Origin of the sequence: Streptomyces goshikiensis (assembly GCF_014650555.1) — a bacterium.
GTDB classification, from domain to species: Bacteria; Actinomycetota; Actinomycetes; order Streptomycetales; family Streptomycetaceae; genus Streptomyces; species Streptomyces goshikiensis.
Genome location: NZ_BMVE01000002.1, coordinates 1 through 19444, shown reverse-complemented (window position 1 = coordinate 19444; position 19444 = coordinate 1). Strand labels below are relative to the sequence as shown.

The following is a 19444-nucleotide window of genomic DNA, read 5'->3' as shown; positions in this document are numbered from 1 at the left end:
CTCCCGCTGACCGGGCCCCTGTGACGGCACACCGTCGCGGGGGCCCGCGCCGTTCCCCGGGGTCACAATGGGTCCATGCCCGAAGGTGACAGCATCTGGCGCGCGGCCGCCCGCCTGCACGCCGCCCTGGCGGGCCGGGAACTGCTGCGCAGCGACCTGCGCGTCCCCCGGCTCGCCACCGTCGACCTCACCGGCCGCACCACCCTCGACGTCACCCCCCGGGGCAAACACCTCCTCGCCCGCATCGAGGGCGGTCTCACCCTGCACAGCCACCTCCGGATGGACGGCGCCTGGCACGTCTTCGCCGCCGGGGAGAAGTGGCGCGGCGGTCCCGACTACGAGATCCGCGCCGTGCTGGGCACCGCCACCCACACCGCCGTCGGCTACCGCCTCCCGGTCCTCGAACTCCTGCGCACCCGGGACGAGGACCGCGTCGTCGGCCACCTCGGCCCCGACCTCCTCGGCCCGGACTGGGACCCGGCCCTGGCCACCGCCCGCCTGCTGGCCGCTCCGGAGCGGCCGCTCGGCGAGGCCCTCCTGGACCAGCGCAACCTGGCCGGCATCGGCAACATCTACAAGTCCGAGCTCTGCTTCCTGGCCCAGGTGACCCCCTGGACCCCCGTCGGCGCGCTCCCCGAGTCCGACGTCCCCCGGCTGGCCGGGGCCGCGCACCGGCTGCTCGCCGCCAACAAGGACCGCCGGCGCAACACCACCGGCATCCACCGCCCCGGCCAGGACCTGTTCGTCTACGGGCGTGCCCGCCGCCCCTGCCTGCGCTGCGGAACCCCGGTGCGCGAGGCCCCGCAGGAGGACCGCCCGACGTACTGGTGCCCCCGCTGCCAGCCGGGCCCCACACCGTAAGCCGGGTCCCCCGGGCGGTCCCCGCCCGATAGTTGACGCTCCGTCAGCTCCGGTCGTACCGTCCCGGCATGCCCATACCCGCGTACGACCTCACCGGCCGCACCGCCCTGGTCACCGGCGCCGCCAGCGGCATCGGCCGCGCCACCGCCCTGCTCCTCGCCGAGGCGGGCGCGGCCGTGCACTGCGCGGACCGCGACGAGCGGGGCCTCGCCGAGACGGCGGCCCTCATCGCCAAGGCCGGCGGCAGCGCCACCGCCCATCCCCTCGACGTCACCGACCGCACCGCGATCCGGGCCGCCGTCCGGGCCGCCGGCCCCCTCGACATCGCCGCCGCCATCGCCGGCGTCATGCACACCAGCACCGTCCTGGAGACCACCGACGAGGACCTCGACCGGATCCTCGACATCAACTTCAAAGGGGTCCTGCGCACCTGCCAGGAAGCGGCCCGCGCCATGATCGCCGCCGGCCGCCCCGGCGCGATCGTCACGATGGCGTCCGGCGCCGTGGACGCCGCCCAGCCCGGCCTGCTCTGCTACAGCGCCGCGAAGGCGGCCGTGGTCCAGCTGACCAAGACCCTCGCCACCGAGACCGGCCCGTACGGCATCCGCGTCAACGCCGTCGCCCCCGGCTGGATCCGCACCCCGATGACCGGCCGGCACTCCCCCGAGGTCCGGGAGCAGACCGAGGCCGCGATGGTCCGGATGTCCCCGCTGCGCCGCGTCGGCGAGCCCGAGGACATCGCGCAGGCCGTCCTCTATCTCGCCTCGGACGCCTCGTCCTTCATGACCGGACAGATTCTTCGCCCGAACGGAGGAGTGTCGATGCCCTGGTAGCCGCCTCCCGCCGGGCCCGGCGGACCGGACCGGGCACGCAGTGAACCGGCAGCAGCCCCAGGCCCCAGCCGCCCACGGCCACCGCGCCCTCCACGGGGCCGGCATCCGCCGGCGCGAACGCCAGCCGCAGCACGGCCCACCACCAGAGCGCGCCCACGGCCACCGCGAAGGCCGAAGCCGCAGGTATGCGTAATGACCGCCGCACGGCAGCCTCCCAGGAGCGGGGACCCGGACGGCCCCATCCTCCCGCACCCCCCGCGCGCCCGCACCCGAAACGGCCGGGAGCCCCGGCCGGTGCTTCACGCACCGACCGGGGCTCCGGCCACACCTCAGCGCACACTCACGCTCACGCGGCTACGACATTCACCGCTTCCACGGGCGCCTTGATGGTCACCCGTTCCGGCGGTCCACCCGTGACCGAAGTCACGGAGACCGAATTGAGCATCGGGCGGACCGGCGCCGGGACCGGTTCGCTCGCCGCGGCCGACTGTGCCAGCTCGGCCAGCGACAGCTCGTCGCTGACTTCGCGCATCAGCTCGGACATCCGTACGTCCAACGCGTCGCAGATCGCGGAGAGCAGCTCGGAGGATGCCTCCTTCTGCCCCCGCTCCACCTCGGAGAGATAGCCGAGCGAAACTCGGGCGGACGAGGAGACTTCGCGCAGAGTACGGCCCTGGCGCTGGCGCTGCCGACGCAGCACGTCACCCAGCAGGCGACGGAGCAGAATCATCGGTGGCTCCCTCCTCTGACCGTGTAGCCGTAACCTTCACGCCCCACCGTACCGCCTCGCGCCGCGGCCGTGCGGGGAGCGATGTCGTGTTCACTCAGGGCTGCAAACATCAAATCCCCCCGTTCTGTTCCGTATCCTGCCCCCGCAGATTCTCGCGGAGTTCGCTCGACAGGAGTTCCAGCACTGTCCGTGCACTCTCCCTACGAATTTCCGCACGGGAGCCGTTCAACCGCAGCCGGGCCGTTTTCCTGCCCCCCGGACCGGCGACGGCGATGAAAACCGTGCCCACCGGCTGCCCGTCCTGCGGGTCCGGACCGGCCACTCCGGTGGTGGCGATCCCCCACGTGGCTCCCAGCGCGCGCCGCACCCCGGCCGCCATCTCCTCGGCCACCTGCGCGTTCACCGCGCCGTGCGCCGCCAGCAGCTCGGCGTCCACGCCGAGGACCCGGTCCTTGAGCTCCGTCGCGTACGCCGTGACGGAGCCGCGGAAGGAGCGGGAGGCTCCGGGCACCTCGGTGAGCTCGGCGGCCACCAGGCCGCCGGTCAGCGACTCCGCGACGGCGAGGGTCTGGTCACTCTCCGCGAGCAGGCGCAGCACGTCCGCGGCCACTCCCGCGCGACCGGCCCCCGCGGCACCGCCCGTTTCACCGGCCGGCGGATCCCCCGCCCCCCGCGTCACCGCGCGGCCCGCTCCGCGGCGATGCCTTGGCGGCGCAGGACGACGGCCTGGCGGATGTAATCCAAACCGGTGACCACGGTCAGCACGACGGCGACCGCCATCACCCAGAAGCGCATGGTCGCCAGCGCCCCGGTCAGGGCCAGGACGTACATGCCCACCGCCGTGCCCTGGGCCAGGGTCTTCATCTTGCCGCCCCGGCTGGCCGGAATCACGCCGTACCGGATGACCCAGAAACGCATCAGCGTGATCCCGAGTTCCCGTCCGAGGATCACCCCGGTGACCCACCAGGGCAGGTCCCCGAGCCAGGAGAGAACGATCAAAGCCGACCCCATGATCGCCTTGTCGGCGATGGGGTCGGCGATTTTGCCGAAGTCCGTGACCAGGTTGTACGTCCGGGCGAGGTGCCCGTCGAAGATGTCCGTGATCATGGCGACGGCGAACGCCGCCCACGCCCACGCCCGCCAGACGGGGTCATAGCCCCCGTTGGCGAGCAGCAGCAGGACGAATCCCGGCACGAGCACGAGCCGGACCATCGTCAGGATGTTGGCGATGTTCCACAGGCTGGCCTGATTGACGGCCGCAGCCCCGAGCTTCGCGCCGGGCACGGGCCGGCGGCCGGTCCCGCCCGCCGCAGATGCCGGGACTCCGGTCATCCGGCCGCCTCCTCAAGATCCGCGCCCAGGGGCTCGGCCACCAGGTCCACACCCAGCGTGCCGACCACCTTCGCCGTGACGATACGCCCGGGGACCAGGCCCGTGCTGTCGGTGAAGACGACCTGGCCGTCGGTCTCGGGAGCCTGGTGGGCGGCGCGCCCGTAGGCACCCTCGCTGTCCTCGTCCACGGATTCCACCGACTCGACGAGGACCTCCAGAGTCTCCCCGATCCGCTCCTCCGCGCGCTGCGAGGTGAGCTCCTCGGCGAGGCGCTGCATGTGCGCCAGGCGCTCGGCGATGGTGTCCTCGTCCAGCTTGCCCTCGTAGGTGACGGCCTCGGTGCCGTCCTCGTCCGAGTAGCCGAAGACGCCGATGGCGTCGAGGCGGGCGTGGGTGAGGAAGCGCTCCAGCTCCTTGAAGTCCGACTCCTTCTCGCCGGGGAAGCCGACGATGAAGTTGGACCGGACGCCGGCCTGCGGGGCCTTGCCGCGGATGGTGTCCAGCAGCTCCAGGAAGCGGTCCGTGTCACCGAAGCGGCGCATGGCGCGCAGCACGTCGGGCGCGGAGTGCTGGAAGGACAGGTCGAAGTACGGGACGACCTTGGGGGTCGAGGTGAGTACGTCGATCAGGCCGGGCCGCATCTCGGCCGGCTGGAGGTAGCTGACGCGGACGCGCTCAATGCCGTCCACCTCGGCCAGCTCGGGCAGCAGGGTCTCCAGCAGACGGATGTCGCCGAGGTCCTTGCCGTACGAGGTGTTGTTCTCGGAGACCAGCATGATCTCCTTGACGCCCTGCTCGGCAAGCCAGCGCGTCTCGCCCAGCACGTCGCTGGGGCGGCGCGAGATGAACGAGCCGCGGAAGGACGGGATGGCGCAGAAGGAGCAGCGCCGGTCGCAGCCGGAGGCGAGCTTGACCGAGGCGACCGGGCTCTTGTCCAGGCGGCGGCGCAGCGGCGCGCGCGGCCCGGAGGCGGGCGCGAGGCCCTCGGGGAGGTCGGCGGGGGCGGCCTCGGGCTCCTGCGCGTGGCCGGGCAGGGCCACCTCGGCGTCCTGACGGGCGGCCGGGCTGATCGGCAGCAGCTTGCGCCGGTCGCGCGGGGTGTGGGAGGCGTGGATGCCGCCGTTGAGGATGGTCTGCAGGCGGTCGGAGATGTCGGCGTAGTCGTCGAAGCCGAGCACGCCGTCGGCCTCGGGGAGCGCTTCGGCGAGTTCCTTGCCGTAGCGCTCGGCCATACAGCCGACGGCCACCACGGCCTGGGTCTTGCCGTGATCCTTGAGATCGTTGGCTTCCAGGAGGGCGTCTACGGAGTCCTTCTTGGCGGCTTCGACGAAGCCACAGGTGTTGACGACGGCTACGTCCGCGTCGGCGGCGTCCTCGACGAGCTCCCAGCCATCCGCCGCCAAGCGGCCTGCGAGCTCCTCCGAGTCCACCTCGTTACGGGCGCAGCCAAGAGTGACAAGGGCGACGGTACGGCGTTCGGGCATGGACTCAAGACTACTTCGTCCCGGCGCGGGCCCCCGCCGCACGTCCCCCCACAGCAAGATCTCCGGGGTGCGGCGCCGCACCCCGGAGATCCGGAATTTCCCGTTCAGCCCTTGGCCGGGGCGTCGTCAGCCCGCCTGGGCCTGTCCCTGCCGCGGATCGTCCTTGGTGTATGTGAGGCGTTCCACCTGGCCCGGCCGGAAATCGTCCTTGATCTCCTTGCCGTTCACGAACAGGTTGACGGCGCCCGCGTCACCGAGGACGAGGTCGATGGACTCCTTGTCGGTGAAGGTCTTCGACTCACCCACCTGGAGGGTGCCGTCGAACAGCAGTCGGCCGCTGTGGTCCTTCGCGGAGATCCAGCTCTCGCCGTCGTGGGCCGTCAGGACGACCGTGACGAGGTCCTTGGGCGCGGCCGCGATGGCGCTGTCCGAGGGCTCCGGCTTGGGCGCCTGCGGGACCTGGGGCTGCGCGGCGGGCTTGCCCGCGGTCTGCTTGGGCGCCGGCTTGGGAGAGGCGGAACCTTCCGCCACCGGCCGCTTGCCGGTGTCGCCGCCGTTGAAGGCGGTGAAGCCGACGAAGCCGATCACGGCGACGATGGCGGCGACCATGGCCGCGGTCCAGTTGGGCCGCTGCCGTTCGGGCCGGATCCGCTCGGCTTCGAACATCGGTGCGGCGGGCGTGGGCGCCGGCCGGCCGCCGTGGGCCGCGTCGTAGCTGTCGATCAGGGGGGCCGGATCGAGGTGGACGGCGCGGGCGAGGGTGCGGATGTGGCCGCGGGCGTAGACGTCGCCGCCGCACCGCGTGAAGTCGTCCTCTTCGATCGCGTGCACGATCGGGATGCGCACGCGGGTGGTGGAACTGACCTCGTCGACGGTGAGCCCGGCGGCGATGCGGGCCTTCTTGAGGGCCGTCCCGATGGACGGGCCTTCGACGGAAGGTTCGACGGTGCGGTCCTCGGACCGGTCGTCGGTCGAAGGCCGCTCTTCTTCGGGGGAGTTGGCATTGCCGATGGACACGACGGCGCCTTTCGAGCGTGTAGCCACCTGCTGGAAGTCCAGTCTAGGGGGGTGACGAAAGGGTGGAGCAACCGGAGGGTGGACTTCCTACGCCATTCGAATGGTGATCCGAACAGCGGGGGAAGTCCGGGAGCTGCGGCGGCCCGGCACCGCGCACGGCGGCGCCACCTTCCTCAACTTGACGCGGGCCCAAGGGAAACGGTTGCCCGCCCGCGAATTACGGTTGGGTCTCTCCCCGGATGACCGCGAGCACCCCGTCCAGCTCGTCCGGTTTCACCAGTACGTCACGCGCTTTCGAACCCTCGCTCGGGCCGACGATGGCGCGCGACTCCATCAGGTCCATCAGCCGGCCGGCCTTGGCGAAGCCGACGCGCAGCTTGCGCTGGAGCATCGAGGTGGAGCCGAACTGGGTGGTGACCACCAGCTCCGCCGCCTGGCACAGCAGGTCCAGGTCGTCGCCGATCTCCTCGTCGATCTCCTTCTTCTGCTTCTGCCCGACGGTGACGTCGTCCCGGAAGACGGGCGCCATCTGGTCCTTGCAGTGCTGGACGATCCCGGCGATCTCGTCCTCGGTGACGAAGGCGCCCTGGAGGCGGACCGGCTTGTTCGCCCCCATCGGCAGGAACAGGCCGTCGCCCTTGCCGATGAGCTTCTCGGCGCCGGGCTGGTCGAGGATGACCCGGCTGTCGGCGAGCGAGGAGGTCGCGAACGCGAGCCGCGAGGGCACGTTCGCCTTGATCAGTCCGGTCACCACGTCCACCGAGGGCCGCTGGGTGGCGAGCACCAGGTGGATGCCGGCCGCCCGGGCCAGCTGGGTGATCCGGACGATCGAGTCCTCGACGTCGCGCGGGGCCACCATCATCAGGTCGGCGAGCTCGTCGACGATCACCAGCAGGTACGGGTACGGGCTCAGCTCCCGCTCGCTGCCCGGCGGCAGTTTGATCTTGCCGTCCCGGATCGCCTGGTTGAAGTCGTCGATGTGCCGGTAGCCGAAGGCCGCCAGGTCGTCGTAGCGCAGGTCCATCTCGCGCACGACCCACTGGAGCGCCTCGGCGGCCCGCTTGGGGTTGGTGATGATCGGGGTGATCAGGTGCGGGATGCCCTCGTACGCGGTCAGCTCGACGCGCTTGGGGTCCACCAGCACCATCCGGACGTCCTCCGGGGTGGCCCGCACCATCACCGAGGTGATCAGGCAGTTGATGCAGGAGGACTTGCCGGAGCCGGTGGCGCCGGCGACGAGCACGTGCGGCATCTTCGCGAGGTTGGCCATCACGTAGCCGCCCTCGACGTCCTTGCCGAGCGCGACCAGCATCGGGTGGTCGTCCTCGGCGGCGTCGGCGAGGCGCAGCACGTCCCCCAGGTTGACCATCTCGCGGTCGGTGTTCGGGATCTCGATGCCGACCGCCGACTTGCCCGGGATGGGGCTGATGATCCGGACGTCCGGGGAGGCCACGGCGTAGGCGATGTTCTTCGCGAGCGCCGTGATCCGCTCGACCTTCACCGCAGCACCGAGGGTGACCTCGTAACGGGTGACCGTCGGGCCCCGGGTGAAGCCGGTGACCTGCGCGTCGACCTTGAACTCGGTGAACACGTTGGTCAGCGAGCTCACCACCGCGTCGTTGGCGGCGCTGCGGGTCTTGCCGGGGCCGCCGCGCTCCAGCAGGTCCAGCGAGGGCAGGGAGTACGTGATGTCCCCGCGCAGCTGGAGCTGCTCGGCGCGCGGCGGCAGGGACTCGCTGCGCTGCGGGGCCTTGGTCAGGTCCGGCACGGCCAGCGTCCCGGAGGCCGCGGCGGTGCTGTCGTGCGGCGGCGCCGCGGCCTCGGCGGCCGGGGAGGCCTCCGCGGCGGCAGCAGCAGCGGCCGCCGGGGCCGGGGCCTCGCGCGCGGGCGGCACCACAGTGGTCGGCTCCGCACCCTCGTGCTCGGCGGCGGAGATCCCCTGGGTGAGGTCGGCGACCAGCGCGGAGGGCGGCATTCCGCCGTACACCGCCCCGTCCAGCGCGGCGGCGGCCGCGGCGGCCACGTCGACCGCGTCCATCTCCCGGCCCAGCGCGGGGCTGCCGGCGCCGCGCCGGGGGCGCCGGCGCCGGGCGAGCGCCTCCTGCTCGGCGGCGTCGACGGGATCGGCCGGATCCCCGGCCGCGCCCCCGGCGGCCCCGGAGCGGGCCCGCCACTGCTCGGGGTCGTGGCGGCCCGGCCGGACCCGGCGCCCCGGACCGCCCTCGGCCGCCGCGCCCTCCTCGTCGTCCGCGTCGTAGGCGTCGTACTCGTTCGGCGCGATCACACCCAGCCGGATGCCGAGCCCCCGCAGCCGCTGCGGAATGGCGTTGACCGGGGTGGCGGTGACCACCAGCAGCCCGAAGACCGTGAGCAGCACCAGCATCGGCACGGCCAGCGGCGCGCCCATCGTGAAGATCAGCGGCTTCGAGGCGCCCCAGCCGATGAGCCCGCCCGCGTTCTGCATGGCGGTGGTGCCCTCGTCCCGGCCGGGCGCCCCGCAGGCGATGTGGACGAGACCGAGGACGCCGATGGCGAGCGCGGACAGGCCGATGCCGATGCGCCCGTTGGCGTCGGTCTGCTCGGGGTGGCGGATGAAACGGACCGCCATGACGCCGAGCAGGATCGGGACGAGCAGGTCCAGCCGCCCGAAGGCGCCGGTGATCAGCATCGTGACCAGATCGCCCACGGGCCCGTTCAGGTTCGACCAGGTTCCGGCGGCGACGATCAGCGCGAGCGCGAGCAGCAGCAGCGCGACGCCGTCCTTGCGGTGGGCGGGGTCCAGGTTCCTGGCACCGTTGCCGATCCCGCGGAACACCGCTCCGACCGCGTGCGCGAGCCCGAGCCAGCAGGCCCGCACCAGCCGTACGACTCCCCCGGTCGGGGACGGCGCGGGCTTGGCCGCGACCTTCTTGACCGGGGCGCGCCTGGCGGCCGCCGCCTTCTTCGCGGGGGGCTTGCGCGCCGGAGCCGCCTTCTTCGCCGGCGCCGTCGTACGGCCGGTGCGGCCCTTCGCGGTACCCGCGGTGCTCTGGGAACCCTTGCCGGACGTACTTGAGGCCATGGGCCCGAGATTACCGGTGTCCACGCCGGTGGACACGCGTGCCCACCCCTTCACCCGTTCGTGTCGCCGTACTGGCGGCCTCTTTGACGGACCGCCAGACGGGCGGGACGCTCAGCCCTGCGCAGGCAGGACCGGAGCGCCCCCGCCGGTCCCGGGCTCCAGCGCGTCGAGCGCCCGCCGCAGTCCGGTCAGCTTGCGCTCCAGATGGGCGGCGGTCGCCACCACCGCCGCATCGGCCGACTCCTCGCCGAGCTGCTTGGTCAGCGCCTCGGCCTGCTCCTCGACCGCCGCGAGCCGCGCGGAGAGCTCGGCCAGTAGCCCGGCCGTCTCCTTGCTGCCCTCGACACCGCTGGAACCGCCGCCCTCCAGTTGCAGCCGCAGCAGCGCGGCCTGCTCGCGCAGTTGGCAGTTCTTCGTGTACAGCTCGACGAACACCGAGACCTTCGCCCGCAGCACCCACGGATCGAAGGGCTTGGAGATGTAGTCCACCGCGCCCGCCGCGTAACCGCGGAAGGTGTGGTGGGGACCGTGGTTGATCGCGGTGAGGAAGATGATCGGGATGTCCCGGGTCCGCTCCCGCCGCTTGATGTGCGCGGCGGTCTCGAACCCGTCCATTCCCGGCATCTGCACATCCAGCAGGATGACCGCGAAATCGTCCGTCAGCAGCGCCTTGAGCGCTTCCTCCCCTGACGACGCCCGGACCAGTGTCTGATCGAGCGCGGAGAGGATGGCCTCCAGCGCCAGCAGATTCTCCGGCCGGTCGTCGACCAGGAGGATCTTGGCCTTCTGCACCATGCCCTGTCCTCCTCGCCCCGGCATGGGGCCTCCCCGGCTCCTGGCTCCGGCCTGTACGCCGGGCCCCGCCCCAGAGGACGGCATCCTTGCGCCGTCCGTCCTTGTGCCGGTCATCGTAGCCCCAGTCCCGAGATCGCCACACCCTGTCACCAGGATGTCACTGTGCACGAAACGGAAACGGTGTGGGGGTGCAGAAGGTTCCCCGAATCCAGCACTCCCACACCGCCCCCGCCACACTGCGTCAGCGAATGACACCCACGCCGACGCCCGATGATCACTTTCCGCGCATCCACTGCTCCATCACCGACAGCAGATAATCGGGTTCGACCGGCTTGGTGACGTAGTCGGAGGCACCGGAATCGATGGCCTTCTCCCGGTCCCCCTTCATCGCCTTCGCCGTCAGCGCGATGATCGGCAGCCCCGCGAACTGCGGCATCCGCCGGATCGCCGAGGTCGTCGCGTACCCGTCCATCTCCGGCATCATGATGTCCATCAGCACGACCGTCACATCGTCGTGCTGCTCCAGGACTTCGATGCCCTCCCGGCCGTTCTCCGCGTACAGCACCGCCAGTCCGTGCTGCTCCAGCACGCTGGTCAGCGCGAAGACGTTGCGCACGTCGTCGTCCACGATCAGGACCTTCTCGCCGTGGAAGTCGTACGTCCGCGGCGGCACCGGCAGTTCCTCCTCCGCCCCGCCCCAGCCGTCCTCGGGGCCGTGCGTCATCGACTGCCCCGGCACCGCCGTCCGCGCCTCCGCGTCACCCAGCGACTTGCGCCGCCGCCGGAACAGCGCGGCCGCCCCGCCCAGCCCCTGGCCCACCGGATCGTGGGCCGGCGTCGCGGGCAGCGCCGGCTGGGCCTGCGCGGGCGGTACGGACACCGGTGCCGCCGGGGCGGCCGGCAGCACGGGCCGCGCCTCCTCGGCGGGCCTGCGGTACAGCTCGCCGCGCCCGCCGCCGGGCGTCGGCGGCGCGTACCCCTGCGGAGGCAGCTCGCTCGGGTGCAGCGGGAGGTACAGCGTGAAGGTGGACCCGCGGCCCGGCTCACTGGCCGCGTGGATCTCCCCGCCCAGCAGGCGGGCGATCTCCCGGCTGATCGACAGCCCGAGGCCCGTACCGCCGTACTTGCGGCTGGTGGTCCCGTCGGCCTGCTTGAACGCCTCGAAGATCACCAGCATCTTGCTCGCCGCGATCCCGATGCCGGTGTCGGTCACCGAGAAGGCGATCAGGTCCCCATCCGCCTCGCGCAGCGAACCGGCCTCCAGCAGCTGCTCCCGGATCGCCGGCGGCACGTCCGTACCGGCGGGCCGGATCACCAGCTCCACCGCACCGGTGTCGGTGAACTTCACCGCGTTCGACAGCAGGTTGCGCAGCACCTGGAGCAGCCGCTGCTCGTCGGTGTGCAGGGTCGCCGGGAGCTCCGGGGAGACCCGTACCGAGAAGTCCAGCCCCTTCTCCGCGGTCAGCGGCCGGAAGGTCGCCTCCACGTAGTCCACGAGCTGGACCAGAGCGATCCGGGTCGGCGAGACGTCCATCTTCCCGGCCTCGACCTTCGACAGGTCGAGGATGTCGTTGATCAGCTGGAGCAGGTCCGAGCCGGCGCCGTGGATGGTCTCGGCGAACTCCACCTGCTTCGGCGACAGGTTCTCGTCGGCGTTGTCGGCGAGCAGCTTGGCCAGGATCAGCAGCGAGTTCAGCGGCGTGCGCAGCTCGTGCGACATGTTCGCCAGGAACTCGGACTTGTAGCGCATCGAGACCGCGAGCTGCTCGGCGCGCTCCTCCAGGACCTGCCGGGCCTCCTCGATCTCGGTGTTCTTCACCTCGATGTCCCGGTTCTGCTGAGCCAGCAGCTCGGCCTTCTCCTCCAGTTCCGCGTTGGCGGCCTGGAGCGCCTTCTGCCGGTTCTCCAGCTCGTCGGAGCGCTCTCGCAGCTGCTCGGTCATCTCCTGCGACTGCTTGAGCAGCAGCTCCGTCCTGGAGTTGACGGAGATGGTGTTGACGCTCGTACCGATCATCTCGGCGATCTGGCTGAGGAAGTCCTTCTGGATCTGGGTGAACGGCGTGAACGACGCCAGCTCGATGACCCCGAGGACGGTGCCCTCGAACAGCACCGGCAGCACGATCACGTGCGCCGGCGGGGCCTCGCCCAGCCCCGAGGAGATCTTCAGGTAGCCGGGCGGGGTGTTCTCGACGAGGATCGTCCGCTTCTCCTCGGCGACCGTCCCGATCAGCCCCTCCCCCGGCCGGAACGACGTGGGCATCTGGGTGCCGGCGTACGCGTAACTGCCGCGCATCCGCAGCTCGTACGAGCCGTCCGCGCCGCCGTCCGTCCCGATCTCGGGGCTGCCGCCCGCGGGCAGGGCGAGGTAGAAGGCGCCGTGCTGCGCGGAGACCACCGGGGTCAGCTCGCTCATGATCAGCGAGGCCACGTCGTCCAGCTCCCGGCGGCCCTGCATCAGGGCGGAGATCCGGGCCAGGTTGCCCTTGAGCCAGTCCTGCTCCTTGTTGGCCAAGGTGGTGTCGCGCAGGTTGACGATCATCGTGTTGATGTTGTCCTGGAGGACCTGGATCTCGCCCGCGGCGTCCACGTCGACCTTCAGGCTCAGATCGCCCCGGGTCACGGCCGTGGCGACGGCCGCGATGGCCCGCACCTGCCGGGTGAGGTTCCCGGCCATCTCGTTCACGGACTCCGTGAGGTCCCGCCAGGTGCCGTCCACGTCACGGACGCGGGCCTGGCCGCCCAGGATGCCCTCCGTACCCACCTCGCGGGCCACGCGCGTCACCTGGTCGGCGAACGAGGACAGCTGGTCCACCATCGTGTTGATGGTGGTCTTGAGCTCCAGGATCTCGCCGCGGGCGTCGATGTCGATCTTCTTGGTCATGTCGCCCTTGGCGATGGCGGTCGTGACCATGGCGATCTGCCGCACCTGGCCGGTGAGGTTGGAGGCCATGAAGTTCACCGAATCGGTCAGGTCCTTCCACGTCCCCGACACACCCGGCACGTGCGCCTGGCCGCCGAGCCGACCCTCCGTGCCCACCTCGCGGGCCACCCGGGTCACCTCGTCGGCGAACGAGGACAGCGTCTTGACCATCGTGTTGACGGTGTCGGCGAGCTGGGCGACCTCGCCGCGCGCCTCGACGGTGACCTTCTTCGTCAGGTCGCCGTTGGCGACCGCCGCCGAGACCTGCGAGATGTTGCGCACCTGCGACGTCAGGTTGTTGGCCATCAGGTTGACGTTGTCGGTCAGGTCCTTCCAGATGCCGGTCACCCCGCGCACCCGCGCCTGACCGCCGAGGATGCCCTCGGAACCCACCTCGCGGGCCACCCGCGTCACCTGCTCCGCGAACGAAGACAGCTGGTCGACCATCGTGTTGACGGTCGTGACGAGTTCGAGGATCTCGCCCTTGGCATCGACGGTGATCTTCTTCGAGAGGTCGCCCATCGCGACCGCCGTCGTCACCTCGGCGATGTTGCGCACCTGCGAGGTCAGGTTGTTCGCCATGAAGTTGACGGACTGGGTGAGGTCCTTCCAGGTGCCGGAGACACCCTTCACCTCCGCCTGGCCGCCCAGGATGCCCTCGGTGCCCACCTCGCGGGCGACGCGGGTCACCTGCTCCGCGAAGTTCGAGAGCTGGTCGACCATGGTGTTGAGGGTGTTCTTCAGCTCCAGGATCTCGCCGCGCGCGTCCACGTCGATCTTCTGGGACAGGTCACCGCGGGCCACCGCGGTCGCGACCTGAGCGATGTTGCGGACCTGCGAGGTCAGGTTCCCGGCCATGCCGTTCACCGAGTCGGTCAGGTCGCGCCACACCCCGGCCACGCCGGGAACTTGCGCCTGGCCGCCGAGCCGGCCCTCCGTACCCACGTCCCGGGCCACCCGGGTCACCTGCTCGGCGAAGGCGGAGAGCTGGTCGACCATCGTGTTGATGGTGTTCTTCAGCTCCAGGATCTCGCCGCGCGCGTCCACGTCGATCTTCTGGGACAGGTCACCGCGTGCCACCGCCGTGGTCACCTGGGCGATCTGGCGCACCTGGGAGGTCAGGTTGCCGGCCATGAAGTTGACGGAGTCGGTGAGCTCCTTCCAGGTGCCCGAGACCCCCTCCACCCGTGCCTGACCGCCGAGGCGGCCCTCCGTACCCACGTCCCGGGCCATCCGCGTGACCTGGTCCGCGAACGAGGACAGCTGGTCCACCATCGTGTTCACGGTGTTCTTCAGCTGGAGCATCTCGCCGGAGACGTCCACGGTGACCTTCTGCGACAGGTCGCCGTTGGCCACCGCCGTCGTCACCTGGGCGATGTTGCGGACCTGCCCGGTGAGGTTGCGGAAGGCGGTGTTCACCGAGTCGGTGAGGTCCTTCCAGGTACCGGCGGCGCCCGGCACCTGCGCCTGGCCGCCCAGTTCGCCCTCGACGCCGACCTCGCGGGCCACCCGCGTCACCTCGGCGCCGAAGGACTGGAGCTGGTCCACCATCGTGTTGACGGTGTTCTTCAGCTCCAGCATCTCGCCGGCCACATCGACGGTGACCTTCTGCGAGAGGTCCCCGTTGGCCACCGCCGTCGTCACGGTCGCGATGTCCCGCACCTGCGTCGTGAGGTTGCGGAAGACCGTGTTCACCGAGTCGGTGAGGTCCTTCCACGTCCCCGCCGCGCCCGGCACCTGCGCCTGGCCACCGAGGGTTCCCTTGGCCCCGACCTCGCTGGCCACGCGCGTGACCTCGTCCGCGAAGGTCCGCAGGGTCTCGGTCATCTGATTGATCGTTTCGGCCAGTTGCGCCACTTCGCCGCGCGCGCTGACCCGCACCTTCTGCGACAGGTCGCCGTTGGCGACGGCCGTCGTCACCTGGGCGATCCCGCGCACCTGGGCGGTGAGGTTCCCCGCCATGGTGTTGACGGAGTCGGTCAGGTCCTTCCACACGCCCGCGACCCCGGGCACCTTCGCCTGGCCGCCGAGCTCGCCCTCCGTACCCACCTCGCGGGCGACCCTCGTCACCTCGGAGGAGAACGACGACAGCTGGTCCACCATCGTGTTCACGGTGTTCTTCAGCTGGAGCATCTCGCCGGCCACGTGCACCGTGACCTTGCGCGACAGATCGCCCTTCGCGACCGCCGTCGTGACGAGAGCGATGTCACGCACCTGAGCGGTGAGGCGGTACGCCATGGTGTTGACGGAGTCGGTCAGGTCCTTCCAGGAACCCGACATTCCGCGCACCTGGGCCTGACCGCCGAGCTTGCCCTCGGTACCGACCTCCAGTGCGACCCTCGTCACCTCGTCGGTGAACGCGGAAAGCTGGTCGACGAGGTTGTTGACCGTCCGGCCGACCTTGAGGAACTCCCCGCGCAGCGGATGCCCGGCCCCGTCGGCCGTCTGCGTCCGCAGGTCCATCCGCTGGTCCAGGTCGCCCTCGGCCACCGCCGACAGCACGCGGCCCACCTCGGACACCGGCCGGGCCAGATCGTCCACCAGCTGGTTCGAGGCGTCGATCGCGGCCGCCCAGGAGCCCTCGCAGGCCCCCGTCTCCAGCCGCTCGCTCAGCTTGCCCTCGCGGCCCACCATCCGCCGGACCCGGGACAGCTCACCGGTCAAGTGGAGATTGCGGTCGCCGACCTCGTTGTAGACGGCCGCGATCTCCGCCATCACGCCGTCGCCGGACACCGTCAGCCGCTTGCGGAAGTTCCCGTCCCGCATCGACACCAGGGCCGCGAGCAGCCGGTCCAGAGCGGCCGTATCGACTTCCGTCGTGCCGCTCCGCCGGGAACGCCCGCCCTTGGGCCGCGTCCCCGTACGCCGCACCGCTGCGCCAGACTCCACCGTGTCCCTCCCGAAAGGGTCGACCGTTGTTCCACCGGACTTCCGGCCACGAGGACCGGACACCACTCCAAGGCCCGACACTCCACGGCCCGGCACTGCAAGCCTGCCCAGTGTTTCATCCTGGCCGAACCCGGCCATAACACTTCGGCACCATCGCATACCCGTCGTGCCCCTCGGGTGGAATCCCCGACGACCGCACCACGCCGACCGCGAAGGTAAGTAACCTGGCATCCGATGTCCAACCGCATCGAAGGAGATTTGTGATCACGGCTCGGGCGGCTGCCAGTTTCGACCCTCTCGGGCGGTCGGTCGCCGCCGCGCGCGCGTTCGTCCGCGACACCCTCCAGGGATGGGGCTTCGCCGACATCGTCGACGACGCGGTGGTCCTCACGAGCGAGCTGGTCACCAACGCCGTGGTCCACGCCGGAACCCGGGCCGAGGTGCTGTGTCTGCGCGCCGAGGACGGCGTCCGCGTCGAGGTCGCCGACCGGTACCCCGAGCGCGAACTCCCGCTGCGGCACCCCGGCGAGCGCCCGTACGCCGACCCCGACCGGGAGAGCGGCCGGGGCCTGATGCTCTGCGCGGCCCTCGCGACCCGCTGGGGCGTCGAGTACACGGCCACGCACAAACACGTCTGGTTCCGCATCGACCTGCCCGACCGACCGGTCGGTACCCGGTCCGCCGGTCCCGTCGTCCCGGACCGGCTCCTCCCCCTGGCCGACAGCCGCGTCCGCGTCGCCGTCCTCCAGGTCGACGCCGGCGACTGCGTCTCCGCCTGGAACGAGGACGCCGAGCACGTCTTCGGCTACGCCGCCGAGAAGGTCGTCGGCCGGCCCCTCGCCGAACTCGCCGCCTGGCCGCAGACCCCCGGCACCGGCACCGGGATCGCCGAGGCCCTGCGCCTGTCCCGCTGGGAGGGCAGTTACGGCATCCGCGGCGCCGACGGCCGCGTCATCCCCGTCTACGCCTCCCACCTGAGGGTCCGCGACGCCCACGGCGAACCGTCGATCGTCTGCCTCCTCGTCCACGACGACGAGCGCGCCCTCCTCCAGACCCCCGTACGCGTGCCCGTCTCCGACCAGCTCAGCGAGCCCCGCCCCGCGGACCCCTTCGAGGTGTTCATCGGCTCCCCCGCCCCCGACGACCTCGACGGACTGCTCCAGCGCACCGTCGAGCGGGCCCGCGACATGCTCGAAGCCGACGCCGCCTTCCTCCTGCTGGCCACCGACGACGAGACGGAGCTGGAGGTGCGCGCCACCACCGGCCTGCCCTCCACCCGCCAGCGCTTCGCCCGCGTCCCCGTCGAGGCCGGCACGAACCGCTACGGCTCCGCCCGGATGCCCGCCGTCCACGACGACCTCGCCGCCGTCCCCGGAGCCGTACCGCTCCTGGAGTCCACCGGCATGCGCTCCGTCGTCACCGTCCCCCTCAAGGTCGAGGGCCGCCTCACCGGCTCGCTCGGCGTCGCCGCCGAAGTCCCCGGCCGCTACTCCAACGAGGAGGCCCTGCGCCTCCAGTTCGCCGCCGACCGCATCGCCCTCGCCGTCGAATCCGCCCGCCTCGGCGAGCTGGAACGACTGCGCCGCGGCTCCCTCTCCTTCCTCGTCGAGGCCTCCGACCTGCTCGCCGGAACCCTCGACCGGGACCAGACCCTGGCCCTCATGGCCCAGATGACCGTCCCCACCCTCGCGACCTGGTGCGCCGTCTACACGATCGCCGACCAGTCCTCCGACCCCTTCCTCTCCTACGTGCTGCACGAGGACGAGGAGCGCATCGACGGCCTCAAGGAGCTCCTCTCCCGGGTCAGCCCGCCGGAGCCGGTCCGCGAGGCCGGCGCCCGCCCCTGGCACGAGACCGCCCTCGCCGTCGGCGGCGAGACCGTGATCCTGCCCCTGCTGGCCCGCAACCGCGTCATCGGCCTCCTCACCCTCGGCAAGCCCTCCGAGGAGCACTTCCGCCAGGAGATCCTCGAACTCGCCGAGGACCTCTCCCGCCGGGCCGCCCTCGCCCTGGACAACGCCCGCCTCTACTCCGAGCGCACCGCCATCAGCCGCTCCCTCCAGCGCAGCCTCCTCCCGCCCGGCTCCCCCGCCATCCCCGGCATGGAGGTCGAGGTCATCTACCGCGCGGCCGGCGAGGGCAACGAGGTCGGCGGTGACTTCTACGACGTCTTCCCGATCCGCGACGGCGCATACGGCTTCGCCATCGGCGACGTCTGCGGTACGGGCCCCGAGGCGGCCGCCGTCACCGGCCTCGCCCGCCACGCCCTGCGCCTCCTGGCCCGCGAGGGCCTGGGCGGCCCCGCGGTCCTGGAGCGCCTGAACGCGGCCATCCTCGACGAGGGCGCCCGCAGCCGCTTCCTCACTCTCCTGTACGGGGAACTCCACCCCCAGCCGGACGGCAGCGCCCTGATGAAGGTCGTCTGCGCCGGCCACCCGCTCCCGCTGCGCCTGCGCCCGAACGGCGAGGTGGTCCCCGCGGCGGACCCGCAGCCCCTGCTGGGTGTGATCGAGGACCTCGACCTCTACGAGCAGACCGTGACCCTGGACGCGGGCGATGTCCTCCTCTGCGTCACCGACGGGGTGACGGAACGCCGCGAGGGCACCCGCATGCTCGGCGACGACGGCCTCGCCGAGGTCCTCACCACCTGCACCGGCCTCACCGCGGGCGCCGTCGCCGCCCGCGTCCTGCGCGCCGTGGAACGCTTCGCGGCCGAACCGGCCTCGGACGACATGGCCATCCTCGCCCTGCGCGTCCCGCAGCAGCGAGAGGGCGACTGACCCCGAAAACCCGGTGCGGCGGGGCACGTCCCCGAACTAACCTCGGCGTTCATGCCCATACCCCGCAACCGCCCGGACTTCACGGCGGACGAACGTACTCAGCTCATCGGCTGGCTCGACCTCCAGCGGTCGATCATCCAGTGGAAATGCGAGGGGATCTCCGAAGAGGACGCCCACCGGGCCGTCCTCCCCGACTCCCCTCTGATGACCGTCGCCGGGCTCGTCTCCCATATGCGCTGGACGGAACACTGCTGGTTCCAGGTCCTCTTCCTGAACCGGGGAGCCCTGGAGAACCCCCAGTTCGGCGACGAGGAGGACCGCGACTTCAAGGTCGACGGCGTCCCCCTCGCCCGGCTCCTGGAGGAGTACGGCGCCCAGTGCGCGATCTCCAACGAGGTCAGCGCCGCCCACGACCTGGACCGGACCGGCCTCAACCCCGACTTCAAGTCCGGGGCGGCCTCGCTTCGCTGGATCCTGCTCCACATGCTGGAAGAGACCGCCCGGCACGCCGGCCACCTCGACACGATCCGCGAACTCCTCGACGGCGAGACCGGTTACTTCTAGAAACGCAAAAAGGCCCCCGCCTGATGGCGGGGGCCTTCTTTGTTGGAGCCCTTTAACGGAATCGAACCGTTGACCTTCTCCTTACCATGGAGACGCTCTACCGACTGAGCTAAAAGGGCGGGTTGTTCGGCGGCGTCCTACTCTCCCACAGGGTCCCCCCTGCAGTACCATCGGCGCT

General features: G+C 71.3%; 12 protein-coding genes and 1 tRNA gene. 4 read left to right on the top strand and 9 right to left on the bottom strand.

Annotation, left to right across the window (positions count from 1 at the left end):
* Window positions 1-75: 75 nt before the first annotated feature.
* The gene (locus IE248_RS05595; protein WP_073796322.1) at window positions 76-861 is read left to right on the top strand and encodes a DNA-formamidopyrimidine glycosylase family protein; all 786 of its coding nucleotides are present in this window, start codon (window positions 76-78) and stop codon (window positions 859-861) included.
* A 68-nt stretch (window positions 862-929) separates the two neighbouring features.
* Window positions 930-1694 carry an SDR family NAD(P)-dependent oxidoreductase gene (locus IE248_RS05590; RefSeq protein ID WP_190030092.1) on the top strand — a complete coding sequence of 255 codons (765 nt, stop codon included), beginning with the start codon at window positions 930-932 and terminating at the stop codon, window positions 1692-1694.
* A 346-nt stretch (window positions 1695-2040) separates the two neighbouring features.
* On the opposite strand, the gene IE248_RS05585 is transcribed toward IE248_RS05590, so the two are convergent.
* From IE248_RS05585 to IE248_RS05550, 8 genes are all read right to left on the bottom strand, one after another.
* Window positions 2041-2424 carry a helix-turn-helix domain-containing protein gene (locus IE248_RS05585; RefSeq protein ID WP_037791103.1) on the bottom strand — a complete coding sequence of 128 codons (384 nt, stop codon included), beginning with the start codon at window positions 2422-2424 and terminating at the stop codon, window positions 2041-2043.
* A gap of 109 nt (window positions 2425-2533) precedes the next feature.
* Window positions 2534-3034, bottom strand: coding sequence for a CinA family protein (locus IE248_RS05580; RefSeq protein WP_190030091.1), 501 nt, complete (start codon window positions 3032-3034; stop codon window positions 2534-2536).
* Between the two features lie 65 nt (window positions 3035-3099).
* Window positions 3100-3756: a CDP-diacylglycerol--glycerol-3-phosphate 3-phosphatidyltransferase gene (pgsA, locus tag IE248_RS05575; RefSeq protein WP_008737758.1), complete on the bottom strand. Its 657-nt coding sequence runs from the start codon at window positions 3754-3756 to the stop codon at window positions 3100-3102.
* Window positions 3753-5240, bottom strand: a complete 1488-nt coding sequence (gene rimO / locus IE248_RS05570; protein WP_073777297.1) for a 30S ribosomal protein S12 methylthiotransferase RimO — start codon at window positions 5238-5240, stop codon at window positions 3753-3755. Before rimO ends, pgsA begins: the two co-directional genes overlap by 4 nt.
* 126 nt (window positions 5241-5366) lie before the next feature.
* Window positions 5367-6257 carry a helix-turn-helix domain-containing protein gene (locus tag IE248_RS05565; protein ID WP_073796319.1) on the bottom strand — a complete coding sequence of 297 codons (891 nt, stop codon included), beginning with the start codon at window positions 6255-6257 and terminating at the stop codon, window positions 5367-5369.
* A gap of 217 nt (window positions 6258-6474) precedes the next feature.
* Complete coding sequence (locus IE248_RS05560) at window positions 6475-9318, bottom strand: FtsK/SpoIIIE family DNA translocase (protein WP_190030090.1); 2844 nt, start codon at window positions 9316-9318, stop codon at window positions 6475-6477.
* A 111-nt stretch (window positions 9319-9429) separates the two neighbouring features.
* Complete coding sequence (locus tag IE248_RS05555; protein WP_037791097.1) at window positions 9430-10113, bottom strand: response regulator; 684 nt, start codon at window positions 10111-10113, stop codon at window positions 9430-9432.
* 274 nt (window positions 10114-10387) lie between these two features.
* A complete protein-coding gene (locus IE248_RS05550) occupies window positions 10388-15922 on the bottom strand; it encodes a HAMP domain-containing hybrid sensor histidine kinase/response regulator (protein ID WP_190030089.1) in 5535 nt (1844 codons plus the stop codon).
* A gap of 224 nt (window positions 15923-16146) precedes the next feature.
* On the opposite strand from IE248_RS05550, the gene IE248_RS05545 reads away from it, so the two are divergent.
* Both IE248_RS05545 and IE248_RS05540 read left to right on the top strand, forming a co-directional pair.
* Window positions 16147-18702: a SpoIIE family protein phosphatase gene (locus IE248_RS05545; RefSeq protein WP_063781032.1), complete on the top strand. Its 2556-nt coding sequence runs from the start codon at window positions 16147-16149 to the stop codon at window positions 18700-18702.
* 51 nt (window positions 18703-18753) lie between these two features.
* Window positions 18754-19266 carry a DinB family protein gene (locus IE248_RS05540; RefSeq protein WP_073796317.1) on the top strand — a complete coding sequence of 171 codons (513 nt, stop codon included), beginning with the start codon at window positions 18754-18756 and terminating at the stop codon, window positions 19264-19266.
* Window positions 19267-19309: 43 nt separating this feature from the next.
* On the opposite strand, the gene IE248_RS05535 is transcribed toward IE248_RS05540, so the two are convergent.
* Window positions 19310-19385: transfer RNA gene (locus IE248_RS05535), tRNA-Thr, on the bottom strand.
* Between the last annotated feature and the right edge of the window lie 59 nt (window positions 19386-19444).